The organism is Rhizobium sp. BK376 (assembly GCF_004341625.1).
GTDB lineage: Bacteria > Pseudomonadota > Alphaproteobacteria > Rhizobiales > Rhizobiaceae > Rhizobium.
Genome location: NZ_SLZG01000013.1, coordinates 92,108 through 105,091, shown reverse-complemented (window position 1 = coordinate 105,091; position 12,984 = coordinate 92,108). Strand labels below are relative to the sequence as shown.

12 protein-coding genes are annotated in these 12,984 nt (G+C 61.5%); 2 read left to right on the top strand and 10 right to left on the bottom strand.

What is annotated here, in order from left to right; genetic code table 11:
- Positions 1-130 precede the first annotated feature (130 nt).
- Together EV561_RS24860 and EV561_RS24855 are read left to right on the top strand one after the other, a co-directional pair.
- A complete protein-coding gene (locus tag EV561_RS24860) occupies positions 131-733 on the top strand; it encodes a hypothetical protein (RefSeq protein WP_132525507.1) in 603 nt (200 codons plus the stop codon).
- Positions 734-764: 31 nt separating this feature from the next.
- Complete coding sequence (locus tag EV561_RS24855; protein ID WP_132525505.1) at positions 765-1,349, top strand: hypothetical protein; 585 nt, start codon at positions 765-767, stop codon at positions 1,347-1,349.
- Between the two features lie 360 nt (positions 1,350-1,709).
- On the opposite strand, the gene EV561_RS24850 is transcribed toward EV561_RS24855, so the two are convergent.
- Genes EV561_RS24850 through EV561_RS24805 form a run of 10 tightly spaced genes read right to left on the bottom strand, consistent with a single transcriptional unit; the run spans position 1,710 to position 12,982 of the window.
- Positions 1,710-3,695: a type IV secretory system conjugative DNA transfer family protein gene (locus EV561_RS24850; protein WP_132525503.1), complete on the bottom strand. Its 1,986-nt coding sequence runs from the start codon at positions 3,693-3,695 to the stop codon at positions 1,710-1,712.
- Positions 3,692-4,714, bottom strand: a complete 1,023-nt coding sequence (gene virB11 / locus EV561_RS24845; protein ID WP_132525501.1) for a P-type DNA transfer ATPase VirB11 — start codon at positions 4,712-4,714, stop codon at positions 3,692-3,694. The genes EV561_RS24850 and virB11 overlap by 4 nt, the downstream gene beginning before the upstream one ends.
- Positions 4,677-5,921: a type IV secretion system protein VirB10 gene (gene virB10, locus EV561_RS24840; protein WP_132525499.1), complete on the bottom strand. Its 1,245-nt coding sequence runs from the start codon at positions 5,919-5,921 to the stop codon at positions 4,677-4,679. The genes virB11 and virB10 overlap by 38 nt, the downstream gene beginning before the upstream one ends.
- Positions 5,918-6,703 carry a TrbG/VirB9 family P-type conjugative transfer protein gene (locus EV561_RS24835; RefSeq protein WP_132525648.1) on the bottom strand — a complete coding sequence of 262 codons (786 nt, stop codon included), beginning with the start codon at positions 6,701-6,703 and terminating at the stop codon, positions 5,918-5,920. The genes virB10 and EV561_RS24835 overlap by 4 nt, the downstream gene beginning before the upstream one ends.
- Positions 6,704-6,738: 35 nt before the next feature.
- Positions 6,739-7,431, bottom strand: a complete 693-nt coding sequence (locus tag EV561_RS24830) for a type IV secretion system protein (protein WP_132525497.1) — start codon at positions 7,429-7,431, stop codon at positions 6,739-6,741.
- Between the two features lie 13 nt (positions 7,432-7,444).
- Complete coding sequence (locus tag EV561_RS24825; RefSeq protein WP_132525495.1) at positions 7,445-8,482, bottom strand: type IV secretion system protein; 1,038 nt, start codon at positions 8,480-8,482, stop codon at positions 7,445-7,447.
- A gap of 11 nt (positions 8,483-8,493) precedes the next feature.
- Positions 8,494-8,760 carry a hypothetical protein gene (locus EV561_RS24820; protein ID WP_132525493.1) on the bottom strand — a complete coding sequence of 89 codons (267 nt, stop codon included), beginning with the start codon at positions 8,758-8,760 and terminating at the stop codon, positions 8,494-8,496.
- Positions 8,750-9,466, bottom strand: a complete 717-nt coding sequence (locus EV561_RS24815; protein WP_132525491.1) for a type IV secretion system protein — start codon at positions 9,464-9,466, stop codon at positions 8,750-8,752. The genes EV561_RS24820 and EV561_RS24815 overlap by 11 nt, the downstream gene beginning before the upstream one ends.
- Positions 9,467-9,479: 13 nt before the next feature.
- A complete protein-coding gene (locus EV561_RS24810; RefSeq protein WP_132525489.1) occupies positions 9,480-10,571 on the bottom strand; it encodes a lytic transglycosylase domain-containing protein in 1,092 nt (363 codons plus the stop codon).
- Positions 10,568-12,982: a VirB4 family type IV secretion/conjugal transfer ATPase gene (locus EV561_RS24805; protein ID WP_132525487.1), complete on the bottom strand. Its 2,415-nt coding sequence runs from the start codon at positions 12,980-12,982 to the stop codon at positions 10,568-10,570. Before EV561_RS24805 ends, EV561_RS24810 begins: the two co-directional genes overlap by 4 nt.
- Positions 12,983-12,984 lie beyond the last annotated feature (2 nt).

Sequence of the window (12,984 nt, the reverse complement as noted above, 5' to 3'; positions counted from 1 at the left end):
CAGGGCAACATCGGAAATCCGGTCGATCCGGTTTCGTGTCCTGCGATAGGTTCTTTTCCCGGGCCGACATTTCCGGCCCGGGTCGAAGATGACGGCAACATCAGCATTCGTGTTGCTGAAGGTTCAAGCGATGAAATCACCATGGAAATTCCTTGCCGAATTGGCGTCGCGGCGCCGGAGGCCGGAACACGAGGCGACGTCTGACGTCGCCGGGGGCGACGGCCAGACGGAGGCGGTCAAGGACCAGCCCCAGCTTTTGATCGCGCCTGGTTCCCCGGAGGCGGGATCGGAATTTCACGAGGAAGAGGCGGTATCGCCGGATCACGCCGTGCCGGCCTCAGGCAGTCTGGCGCCGGTCGACGACGGAGCGGTGCCACCCGCCGAGCCCGTTGCGGCGCAAGAGGTCTTACCTGAAACAGTCGATCGTCCAAGCCAGCCGCAAGGCGAGGCGCAACCCGTCCAGTCGATACCGGCAAATGACAGCGCGCCGACAGTATCGGGGACAAAACGTGTAACGGCGAAAGAAAAAGGCCGGACCCGCACCGCGGCCGGCGGCCAAAAGGCAAAGGGTGACAACGATGCCACGCAGGCGTCGCCGCGCGAGAATTCGTTTTTTGGCGAGGCAACCCGTCTCGACCAGGAAATCAGCGACCTCAGAGAGCAACTGGCCCGGAAGCTCCGACTGCAAAACAGCCAGCTCAAGAAAATGCTTGAGCGGTTTGACCATCCGTAAAACATCCGATCACCAATCGAGACATTGACCCATGAAGACATCACACCGCAAGTTCGTGGTTGAGATCAAGTCGGCGCGCCGGCGGCCGGTTCAGCACTCCAACGCAATTTGGGGCAACACCGATTTCAAGGAACTGGTGCGCGAGGCAATCGCGGATGCGCCGCATCTGTTCGAGCTGGACAAGGCTGTCGACATGCTGCGCGCATCGTCGAGCGGAACTGAACGTCAGCATCCAACAGATGGCCCCGACGATAAAGTCGTCGTCGCAGCGGCGGCTTTCGATGGAGAGGGTGAAAGCGATCCGGGATCGTCAAAGGAGACGACTTCCAATCAGAGCGTTGCTGATGAGGTTCGGCAAGATGCGACCGTCAAACGCCCGTCGCGCCAAGACGTAGCCGACCAGAGCAAAGATGGTGCACCGCGGCGCGCCACGGATAAAAACCGTGTCAACCAAACGGGCAAGACTGCGATCGATCCTCCAACGCTCGTAGAATTAACAACGCTCGATGAGCTGGCTCTTCTGCAGAATGAAAATCAACGGCTGAAGCGATTGCTGGCCGAGCATTTGCGCGAGCAGAATCATCGGCTGCGCAAGATGCTGGAGAGGTTCGTTTAGCCGGCAAACAGCTGACCATCCGTTTCGTCTTGGGAGGCGAGACCTGCAGGATCAGCTGTGCGCGTTTGGGGGAGAAGGTTTGCGAAGGTCATCGTCGCATTCTCGTCGGCCATTTCCTTGGCGACTGCGCATATAAGGTCCCCTTCTGGGCGCGTTTCAGTCCGGCGATCTGCGATGGGGTCCGTTCGATCACGCTTGCGAAAATCGCCGTCTTTGTTGGAATGCGGGTCCCCTGGCTCGGAAATGCCGAAAGTCTGAGACAAAAGCCGGTACTTTATCGTGGTGGGCGATGACTGAACCATTCCAAAAGGCGGCCATGGTCGAGTATTGCGTTCCTGCCGGTCAGGAACGGGGGGCGGATCAATCGGGGACCGTATGAACGAGGATATTCCCGATGGTCTTTCTGGCTTCGGACGGCACAGGAGCCATCTCCGCCAGCGTTTCCGATATGGCCGATCTCAGCACCGCCTCGGTTGCCTTTAACCGATCGGCCAACGGATCGGAGACTGCAGGTCGCGTCGGATCGTCAAAACCGGAATGCGCATTTCGCGATCCCGTCTGGATGGCAGACGCCACCCGCGGCGGTGTCCGGCCGTGCGCGCCAGGTGGGTCGGCCAGCTCATCCCTGACGTTGCCGGGCCGAGCTCCGCCGTCGGAATGATCACGATCGGCGATGGCCGATGTGAGCGAGGCAATCGGAAGGTCGACGTTCGGCACCGCGACCCTCAGCCGACGGGCCTTGTCGGCCGTCGACCGGAAGGGCTTGTCGGCATAGTATCTGAGCTTGCTGCCATAGATCGGGCGCTCGCCCTCGACCAGGATGATCAGCCGGTCCAAGGGCATCTGGCGGATCTCCTGCGGCATGAGCAGATCGCGCTCGCGGATCTGCTCGACCTTCGTGCGGCGTGACCGCCCGAACAGCTCGACCGTTTTTGTATCCGACTGGTATCGGATCGTTTTCTTGCCGAGCGCTTTCGACGCATAATCGGCTGTCGCCTGGTCATTGGCGCCGAGGATGATCTGCAGGCCGCAATTGCCGAGCAGCGAGTGTCGCGCAGTCTCGCCGTAGATCTCGTCGAGGTTCTTCAGGTTCTGAATGATGAAGGCGATCTTGATGTTGTAGCCGGCCACATAGGGCAGCTTGTTCAGAACCTCGTCCATTTTCTTCAACTGCCGGAATTCGTCGAGCAGGAAATAGACGGGCAGGGCGCTCGGATCGTGCTTGCGGGTAAGGAGATCCATGACCTGCTGAACGAACAGCGTCAGCAACGGCCGCAGCATCGTCATGTCGGTGATCGTCGGAGCAAGATAGATCGTGATTGGCCGGTGCTGCAGCGATGTCAGATCCATATCGGTCGTGCTGGTTGCCGCAACCACACGCTCGTTTCGAAACGGCGACAGGGCTTTCTGGATGTCCAGCAGCGCCGAACGCGCCGCTCTCTCGTTCAATGCAATGTAGGCGTTGAAGCTGTCCCTGGTGAAGCGCGACAGATCGGGTTCCCGTTCCTCTATGCGCCGCATCAGATCCTGCAGATCGACACCGCTGTTGAAAAACGCGTTCACGTCGCCGAGCGTGCGGCGATCATCGTAGTGGACACTCTCTAAAACATAGCTGATCACGCCGGCGATCACCTGTTGGGCGATGCCCTGCCAGATGGCGTTATCCGAACCGGCGCTTTCCGGGATAAGGATTGCGGCGATATTCTGAATGTCGATCGTGCGGCTGCCGCGGTCGGCGCGCACGAAGTCGAGCGCGTTCCATCGATGCGTCTTCGGGCTGCCGGGCGAAAACAGGAAGACTTCATGACCATTGGCTTTGCGGTAGCCCGCCGTCAGCTTGAAGATCTCGCCCTTCAGGTCGGTGACGATCATCGACCCTGGAAACACCAGAGCATTCGGAATGACGTAGCCGACCCCCTTGCCGGATCGTGTCGGGCCGATGACGAGGTGGTGACGGTCGTCGTTGCGGCAAAGCAGATGCCGCCCGGATCGACCGAAGACGTGGCCGCTCTTGCGAAACCAGCCGCCACGACGCAGCGATGCCGGATCCTGGAAGGCGGCGTCTCCAAGCGGGTTTGACGGACGGTGCATCCCGAAGGCCACCACTGCCGCCCCAACGGCCAAGGCCGGGGCAAGAGCGGTCAGGGCTGCGAGCTGCAAGGGTCTGGCGGCGGAATATCGAACAAGCTGCCGGAACGGCACGAAGGGGTCGGAGCTTGTCATCAGGTGGAGGACGCGGCCATCCTTCCAGACGAATTGCAGGATGAGACTGTAGATCAGCATCCATGTTGCCGTCGCCGTCAGCAGGGAGAAGAGCAGATGAAGGGCGAGGGCGGACCGCTTCATGGCGTATTCCGGGCATAGTAGATTTCGGAGACGCCGCGCCGCCCGCCGTCACGCCGCAACTGGATGACGATCGGAACGACGGTGCGGATATAGGCCATCAGGTCCTGCTTGGTATAACCCGAGGACAGGCTCGCCTGGATCATCATGGCGAGCTGCTCATAGGCCCCCGTCGGCGTGTCCGCATGCACCGTCGACATGCTGCCGGGATGGCCGGTGTTGATTGCCCGCAGGAAGGCGAAGGCCTCGGCGCCGCGGATCTCGCCGACAAAGAGCCGGTCGGGGCGCATGCGCAGCGATGCCTCCAGCAGCGACTGGATCGTTACCCGTGCCGTTCCCTGATCGCCCCGGGAGGCAAGGAGATGGAGTGCGTTGTGATGCGGCGGCGTCAGTTCACGCGTGTCTTCAAGCGTCAGGATCCGCTCGTGCCGATCGATGCTTTTGAGACAGGCATTGAGCAGGGTGGTCTTTCCGGTCGATGTGCCGCCGCTGATCAGGATCGACACGCGGCCGCGCACCGCGGTCTCGATAAAGTCGTGGATGCGGTGTGTTCGTAGGAGCCCGGTGAGCTGGCGCTCGATCTCGGTCAGGCCGCAGGAGGCAACAGAGACTTTGTCGAGCCCGCCTGCGTTGCGATAGTCCGCAAGCGAAAAGTCGCTGATCACCTGTTTACGGATCGAGATTGCCCCGCCCGCGGGTGCAGCGGGTGGAAGAATGACCTGGATGCGCTCCCCCGTCGGCAGGGCAGCGCTCAGCAGCGGGTTGAGATGGCTGATGAACTGGTCACTGGCGGCTGCAACCCGCTCGCCGATATGTTCGATTTCCGCCGCCGTCAGCTCGGGCACGGCATGATACTCCATATGCTCAGCACCGAGGCGTTCGACAAACACCTCGCCGGGACGGTTGACCGAGATCTCGACCACCTGCGGATCGTCGAGAAATTTCACAAGCGGTGCGAGCGACCGCCGCAGAAAGTAATGGGGATCATTGCCGGGAACGATCCGCAGCGATGCCTCGCTCATGCTTGATCTCCTTAAGGGCCTCCTCGACCGGGTCCGGATAAAGCGCCGAGAAGTCGAGATCCTGGCGGACATAGACGAAGATGCGCTCGCCCTGCGCGACGCTGATCGTCGGGGGAATATGCAGGTTTTCGCCAAGCGCCTGATTGGCCATGTTCGAAAAGGTCTGGGCGATCGTTTCTCTGGCAAGATCAGCGGCGCGATCGGCGTCGGTCTCGCCGCTGCCGCTTCCCGTCGAATAGGACCCGCTGCCATAGCCCGTCAGGTAGGACGAACCCGCACCGACAATCGAAAGCAGGATTGCCGACCCGAAGCGCTCGCGCCATTTGTTGTCGACGATGCCGGTCAGCCCCGAGCGGCCGAGGCTGTCCGTGCCGATGCTGTTCAGGCGAACGGAGACGCCGTCATCGCGCAAAAGCCGCGTCCAGATCACGAAGATGCGTTTTTGCCCGCGCGTCACATCGGATTGATACTCGCCGATCAGGCGCGTTCCGGTTGGAATGAGGATCCGCCTGCCGTCGAAGGAATAGACGTCGGCAGACGTGATAGCGCGGATCTCGCCCGGGAGATCACTGTTGATGGCTGTTTCGAGTATGCCTGGAATGAGGGTTCCCTCCGGGATCAGGGCGTCGAGCCGGCCGAGCTGCCGGGCCTTGGCGGAGCGGTCGCCGATCGTCGAAGCCGTCGCCAGGAACTTGCTGTTGCGATCGTCGCCGGCAACCGTCGGGCCGCCGGCGCCTCCTTCGCCTGCCAGGGCGTTGCCCTGGCCGGCCGCTTTGTCATTATCGACGATGATCTGCTTCGACAGGTATCGCTTCGGGAATTGTTCGGCCGGCTTTTCGGGCGCCGGAGGCAGTTCTACGGCCGGGGGAGGCGGGGGAACATTGAACGCGGTGGTGTCGGTCTCATCCGGCTTCTTCGCCGGTTGGGGGTCCGGCAGGTGGATGATATTGTCCGCCCGCTTTTCCTTCGGTTTCTCGTCATCGCGCAGGAAGGACGGCGGCCGGAACGTCGAGGTGGAAAATTCCTCGTCACTGTTGAGAGCGTCGCCGCTCTTCTTCTGCGGTGCAAGGATGACGATATAGGCGAGCGCTGCGCCGCCGAGGATCAGTGCCGCGCCCGTGAGCCATTGCCTGCGCCGGGCGCTCCCGTCGCGCACCTCGCTGTCGTCGGCGGCAAGCATGGCTTGAAGTTCGGGCGAGCGCTTCATGGATTGCCACCCCCACGCCGCCGCCTGGCCTTGCTGTCAAAGGCTGGTCCCATGATGCCAGGATCCGGCGCCCCGAAATCCGGCTTGCCCAAATTGAAGATGCAGGTCCATTCCTTGCCGTCGCGCAACGTGTATTGCGGGGCGGTGCCGTCGACCACGATGTAGTCGCCCTCGCGCCGGAAATTGCGCAAGGTCTCGGTGTAGTCGGAATTGACCGCGAAGATCCCCGGCACCCTGGCGCCGAATTTGAAAAAAGTCTTCGCGCCGTCGTCGAAGACCATCAGCGGCTTCAGGTCCGGATCGCCGGAAAAGGAGTAGTCGATGTTGACGTTTTCCTTGTCGATGCCGGACAGGTTGGGGTAGCCGGCGCGGGCCTCCGCCTGCCTTCGCAGCGACGCGTTGAGATCCTTGTCCGGATAGACGAAGCGGATCCCGAAAACCTGACGGTTGGCCTCAGGCGCAAAGTCGTTGAGTTCGAGATAGTAGATCCGCCTGTTCGTCACGACATTCATGTTGGTGCCGACATTCTTCGCCTTCGGCTTGACGAACAGGATATTTCCCTTGTCGGTCGGCACCACGTCCCAGCTGTCGGTATCGCCAACGGCGATCGTCTCGAATTTTTCGTCCCCGTCGAAGATGATCATCGTCGAGATGCCGTAGGTGGCCGCGACCTTGACGACATTGTCCGGCTGGTAGACGACGCTGGTGACCCTCGGGTCGGACCGGCCGGCAGAGGGCGTTTGCGCTGCCCGGACCGTGCCGGTCAGCGAGAGCGCAAGCATGATCGGGGCGAGAACGGGTGCTGCTGGAATTCTCGTCACGGATTGTCCTCCGTGACCGTTTCCTGATCGCGGCGATAATCATACACCTGAAACCCGAGCGGGTTTTCGAATCGCCATTCGTTGGTCTGCGGCGTGTCGGTATAGCGATATCGCACCACCGCGATCCAGTGATTGACGACCGTGTCCGTGTCGGACTGCTCGTTCGTCGCAAATCGCACAATGCCGGTCGATGCGTTCGGAAAGGTGACGGAGGCGATCTCCGTCGTCACGCGCTTCACCTTGCCATAGAGCTTGGCGGGGTTCTTCGGGTTTGCGGCGCTGTAGAGTTCTTCGAGTGCGCGTGCGGCATTGCCCGTCGAAAGCAGCGCCGCAATGCCGAAATTGTCGGAGATCGCATAGGGATCGTAGCCTTCTCGGGCGCGAATGAAGCGGACGATGTAGGCCTGGGTGATCGCCCGCTGCTCGGTCAGGTTCGAGGGTCGTGTCAGGCCGGTCTTTACCTCGATGTAGCCGGTGTTCCTGTCGACCTCGACGATATAGGGTTCGAAGCTCTTGAGCGGTATCAAAAGCACGAGGGCAGCCAGGCTGAGCAGGGTGACACCGCCGAACAGCGCGGTCACGAACCAGGCAAGCGCGCGCGAGCGCTTGGCCCGTTTGACGACTTCCTGTTCCCAGATGTCGCCGCTCTGGTAATAGCTCCTCAGATCGGCGTCGCTTGTCTCTGCCATGATCGATTATCTCTTATTGCTTCAGATCGGGTGGGGTGCTTTGGCGCGAAATTTGGGCTTCCATCGCAGCCCGGGTCCCGGAGCGCGCATCGCGGCCGATATCGCGCGTCCGGTTGGAGATTGCCTGCCCTGCGCTGTACGCCGATCTGCCGGCGCGTAAGCTATTGCTTACGGTCGCGACGGGCAGCTGCACTCCGAAAGAGTGCGATATCCCGCGGGCAGCGTTTCCGATTCCCACCGCGATGCCGCCGGCGATGCCCTGGCCGATCGACTGGATGTATAGCATGACGAAGCCGCCGGCGATCGAGAGCAGCAGGAAGCCGGCGACATCGGCGAGCGTCAGGGTGCGCGCGCCGCTCGCCGCGTTGATCTTCGCCAATTCCGGGTTCATCGCCGCAATGAGAAAGGCGGCGATGACATAGATGAAGAGGGGAATGAGCGCATAGGTCAGGACCTGGTTGAACCAGCCGACGCCATAGCCGCGGGTCCGCTCGAACAGCATGCAGGCGATGAAGATCGGTGCGGTTCCGATCAGGACCCAGAGCATCACCTTGGCAAGGATGAGAACGGCAAGGGCCACGGCGATGAAGATGCCGGCGCCGACGAGGATGACGATGCCGATCATGCTGGGCAGGATGGAGAAATAGCCGGATTGCTCGGCAAAGGCGGAAGCCGCCGCATTGGCCGTCTGCCAGATCTGCGACATGCCGTTGGTCGGCTCGGTGACGCCGGTCCCTGACGCTGCAAGGATCGCGCGACCGACATTCTCGGGCGCATCGTTGATCCAGTGATAAAAGAGCGTGTTGAAATTCGCCCAGGAGCCGACAAGCGCATAGATGATCATCATCCGCGCGATGCGGCCGATGACCTCGCCGACACCAAGCCGGGCGGTGCCCATGGTAAGCTGCAGCCCATACCACGCGACATAGGCCGCGAGCATGATCTTCAGCAGCGGCATGATCTCGTTGCCGACGGCCGTATAGGCTTGCTGCGAAAAATTCGTGCCGGAATCGTCTATCCGCCGCAGCAGGTCGCCGAGAAAATCCTCCATCTCAACGCCCTCTAGTACTTTGCTGGGAACTGATCGGGAGACGCATCGGGATCGGTAAGACCGATCGCCGTGAACGCGGCCTTTGGATCGTTGACGGGGCGCATGGGCCCACAGGAAAGCCTTGGATCCTCGGCAAAGGAGGCAAGCCCCGCCGGCCGCTTGCAGGGGGCGGTCCTATCCTTGACGGTGCCGCAGCCGCTGATCAGCCCGCAACCGATCAGCAATGCTGCGACCGCCGTGATCGTCCTTCCTTCAATCGCCCTTGCTTCAGTTGCCATAGGCGAGTGCCTTCTTCGAATTGGAAATGTCGGTGAGCCGACGCTGGTTTTCCGCCTGGAGGGAGGTGACCGCGCCATTCATGACACCGATCATTTCGTTGAGCGTCAGGCCCGATTGCACCTCCAATTGCGTGTTCTGGTCGATCGATCCCTTGATATCCTGGGCGGTGCCGATCTGGGCTCCCGCCTGTTCGAAGGCGTTTTTGCGCGTCTCGATCGCCTGTTGCGATCCGGTGATCAGGGCCGAGACGCCGAGCACGGTATTGACCAGCTGCTCATAGGACTTGTCTCCCGAAAAGGTGCTGTCGTCCTTGCCGGAGAGCGATTTGACCAGTTGCAGTCCGTTGATGAAGGTGGCGGCGGTCCTGGCGATATCGCCACTCATCGATCCGAAATTCGGCACACCCTCCTGGATGATGCTGTCGAGCGAGGGGACCGACGACACGCTGAAGCCGTTGCCAATCGCAAGGTTCTTCAAGGGGCCGGCGGTATTGCCGCGATCCCCGGTCACGGCCTTCAACGTGTCCTGAACGGTGGTCAGGATGTTCTTGTTCGTCTCGAGGATCTGGTCGGTTGTGTCGGCCGTCTTCTTGGCGACTTCGTAATTGGTCTTGTCGATGACCGGCACGTCGGCAGCTGCGGACGTTGGAGGGATCAGCAGGACAGGGATCAGCAACGCTGGGATTGCGAGGGCATTCGAATTCATCTGACGTCTCCCATCATTGAGGTTGCAGTTGAAGCTCTATCCGGTCCTCGGCCTCCCGCTTCTGGACACAGACCTGCTCCTTGTCGTTCCAGACCAGGTTCTGACGCGGGTCGCAGAGGTGGGTGGTCGCTTGTGGTTTCTCATCGGATGTCTGCCGGCTGCTGCTCGCACTGCCGGAGAGGTTCGACACGGAGACCGTGTTTCTGGAATTGATCAGGTCGGCCATCGCAGCGCCGAGCGTGATGACGTTGTTCATCATCCCGAGATTGGCGTTTCGGACGGTGGAATTCTGATCCCAGCTGTCCTGGATCGACCCCGTTTGGACGGCTCCGAGCTGCTGATACCAGCTCCCAACGTTGCCGAGGCTGTCCGACATTGCCGCGCTCGTGCCCATGGCATTCAGCGTCGAGGACCGCATCGTCGCAAAGGCCATGTCGCCGCCGCCATAGTTCAGCGGAATGGCGGACTTGTCCGATCCGCCGAAGGCCGGCAACCATTCTTGGGTGATCGAGGCGACATAGCCTTGTGTTTCCTTGAAAGGCGGCACGCCGCCATATTTGCTGACGCTGCCGGGACCGGCATTGTAGGCGGCGAGCGCCAGCGAAACATTGCCGCCGAACTTGTCCATCTGATCCTTGTAGTAGCGCGCGCCGCCGCGCAGGTTGTCCTCGATATTGTTGGCGTCGACACCGAGCTCGGCTGCCGTCCCCGGCATCAGCTGCGCAAGACCGGTCGCGCCAGCCGGCGACTTTGCACAAGGGTTGAACCGGCTCTCCTGGTAGACGAGCGCCAGGAACTGGTTTTCGTCGACGCCTTCCTCGCGCGCCACCCGTCGCACCAGTCCTGAGATCTCCGGATTGGCCTGGGCAGCCCCAACCGGGTCGTTTGCCGGACCAGGGCGATACATCGCACAGGTCACCGATGTGTGGATGGCATAGCGGTCATGATCGGCATCCTCGATTTTGCTCGTGGCGTCGTCCCGTCTGTTGCGGGCGTCGAAAGCTGTGTCGTCTACGACCGGCACGTCGGCATGGGCGATGCCTGCCTCCGTCTCGGCAAGCAGGATCGAAGCCAGGACGGCGATCGATGAGGGAAGGGCTCTCATTCCTCCGGCTCCCAGCCGCAAAAGGCATTCAGCCAGCCGGACGGATGGTCGCCATGGACCGCACGCAATGCCTCGCATTTGGCAACCGTTTGCGTTCGTCCCGAGAGCACCTTGACGATGTCGGGCATGGCGCCGAGATCGAGCCGTGCAATGACGCTGTCATTGCCATGCTTGACCAGGAAGGCGCGTCGCTCCGGTGGCGTGTTGCGCAGGAAGTCGAATTCCTTCACCGTCAGGCCGAAACGGTGGATATAGCTCTCCTCGTCGGCGCGCGGGTTGGGAAAATGGATGGTCGTCGCAGATTGTTCGATCAACGTGTGCGCTGCCGGCGACCGGACGATGTCAGCTGCCGATTGCGTGCCGAAACCGACGATACCGTTCAACTTGCGGATCGTCTTCATCTTGTCGACGATGAAATCCGAGAAGGCCGGGTCGCGCAGCAGCCGCCAGCCTTCGTCCATGAAGATCAGGACGGGCGAGCCGTCGAACAGCTCCTCCAGCCGATGATGGATATACATTAGCGCCGGCGTGCGAACCTCGTCATTGTCGAGGATGCTCGTCATGTCGAAACCGAACAGACGGCGCTCGGAAAAGGAAAGAACGTCTTGGCCGGCGTTGAACAGCCACGCCTTCTCGCCGTCGATCCAGGGGCGGAGACGGGCGCGCAGATCATTCGGATCGGCGCGCGAGCGGCCGGTCAGAAGCCCGGAGAGATTGGCAAGCGTCCGCTGCGATACCGGCTCCGACATCAGGCGGAGCACGGCGCGCTCGAGCGTGTCCTCTTCCTCCTGCTCGAAGGGCACGCCCGTGCCCCTTCTGAGCATGGATTTCAAAAGGCGCAGCAGGAAATCGCGGTTTTCGCCGGTGTCGGCGATCTGGAGCGGGTTGAAGCCGGTCGGCCTGTCCGGCGACAGCACCTCGTAAGCGCCGTTCATTGCCCGGATGAAGATCTCGGCACCCCGGTCCTTGTCGAAAAAGACGGCGCGCGGTGCTGGCCGCACCCGGAAAGCCTGGGCAAGCAGGAAAGTAAGCACGACCGTCTTGCCCGATCCGGTCGGCCCGGTCACCAGAAAATGGCCGATGTCGCGCCGGTGGAAATTGAACCAGTAGGGCGTCTGGCTTGTCGTTTCCAGCACGGTGATCGGTGAACCCCAATGCTGGCCCTCGCGCTGTCCGGACGCGAAATTATGCATCGACGACAGGCCGGAGAAATTTGCGCTCGACAGCATGGCGCGCCTGGCAATATAGGCGTGGTTGCCCGGAAGCTGCGCCCAGAAGGCGGCCTCCATGTTCAGGTCCTCGCGCAGCCAGTTGATGTTCATGTCGGTGAGGCAGGCGCCGAGCTCTGAGACCGCCTTGTTGAGGCTCGCAAGGTCGCGCGACAGGGCAAGCAGCGACAGATGATGAAACCCGAACACCGCCTCCTGATTGAGCAGGCTGTTCAGGGCATAATCGATATCTGTCTCGACATCGCTTCCCGCCTCGTCGGAGGCGCCGATCTGGCGTTGCAGGCGGGTGATCCGCTCCTGCGCGATCGGCTTGTCGGCGATCGTGAAGGATTGCGTCAGAATGAATTCGTGATTGACCTCAAGCAGCCCGTCGAGCATGCCCGGCCCCGTGAAGGGCGGATATTCCTTGATCGACAGCATAGCGCCGAACCGGTCTTCATGCTTAACCGGCCCTTGTGCCTGCAGGCTCCGCCTTGAAAAATGCAGCCGCGATGTCCCGAGATAGCCGGCAAGCCCCATGCGCGGCAGGCGCATCCGTCGTTCGATGCCGCAGGTCAGGATCGCGTTTAAGAATTCGCAAGGCTCCGAATAGGGCTCGCCGTTGCGATGGATGATTCCGAGTGGGCGAGCGCCGTATTTGCCAAGGTCGCCGACGATATTGCCGACGGTCTCTTCGAGCGCGCCGATCGCCTCACGCATCTGTTCGTCTTCGGCGCCGCGTGCCTTCGATCGATCGATAATCCCGGCGATGGCCTGTCCTGCCGCCAAGGGGCCGCGCATGCTTGATCGCAGGATCGTCAGATAGAGTTCGTTGCTGAACAGGCGCTTGTCTTTGAGCGATGCCGCGTAACGACGGTCGAGCGCCGCACAGAACGGATCGTCGAAGGCGCCGTCGAGCGCCGTGTCGACCTGTCGGCGGATGACCGTCGACCAGAGCGAGAAACGGCTGGAGCCGAGCGCGCGGATCAAAGTGTTTTGCACCGCCGCGCGCATGTTGAGCTCGGCTTGGTCTTCCGTCTGGAAATAGAGACCATCGAGCTTGACGACGCTCATCAGTGCGCCGTCCTCAAGCTTGATCACCGTGTCGGCCACGTGCCGCAGATAGGGGATGTGCCGGCCCATCGACCGCTCCCGATGAAGCGTGTTGCCGAAGCCAAGCTCGTCGCGAATGAGTTTCAGCATGG

Bases quoted from the DNA above. Each gene is read 5' to 3' on its own strand.
- EV561_RS24805 (WP_132525487.1), bottom strand. From the start codon at position 12,982: ATGCTGAAACTCATTCGCGACGAGCTTGGCTTCGGCAACACGCTTCAT.
- EV561_RS24855 (WP_132525505.1), top strand. From the start codon at position 765: ATGAAGACATCACACCGCAAGTTCGTGGTTGAGATCAAGTCGGCGCGC.
- virB11 (WP_132525501.1), bottom strand. From the start codon at position 4,714: ATGAGCGAGGCATCGCTGCGGATCGTTCCCGGCAATGATCCCCATTAC.
- EV561_RS24830 (WP_132525497.1), bottom strand. From the start codon at position 7,431: ATGGCAGAGACAAGCGACGCCGATCTGAGGAGCTATTACCAGAGCGGC.
- EV561_RS24825 (WP_132525495.1), bottom strand. From the start codon at position 8,482: ATGGAGGATTTTCTCGGCGACCTGCTGCGGCGGATAGACGATTCCGGC.
- EV561_RS24850 (WP_132525503.1), bottom strand. From the start codon at position 3,695: ATGAAGCGGTCCGCCCTCGCCCTTCATCTGCTCTTCTCCCTGCTGACG.
- EV561_RS24820 (WP_132525493.1), bottom strand. From the start codon at position 8,760: ATGGCAACTGAAGCAAGGGCGATTGAAGGAAGGACGATCACGGCGGTC.
- EV561_RS24810 (WP_132525489.1), bottom strand. From the start codon at position 10,571: ATGAGAGCCCTTCCCTCATCGATCGCCGTCCTGGCTTCGATCCTGCTT.
- virB10 (WP_132525499.1), bottom strand. From the start codon at position 5,921: ATGAAGCGCTCGCCCGAACTTCAAGCCATGCTTGCCGCCGACGACAGC.
- EV561_RS24860 (WP_132525507.1), top strand. From the start codon at position 131: ATGAAATCACCATGGAAATTCCTTGCCGAATTGGCGTCGCGGCGCCGG.
- EV561_RS24835 (WP_132525648.1), bottom strand. From the start codon at position 6,703: ATGCTTGCGCTCTCGCTGACCGGCACGGTCCGGGCAGCGCAAACGCCC.
- EV561_RS24815 (WP_132525491.1), bottom strand. From the start codon at position 9,466: ATGAATTCGAATGCCCTCGCAATCCCAGCGTTGCTGATCCCTGTCCTG.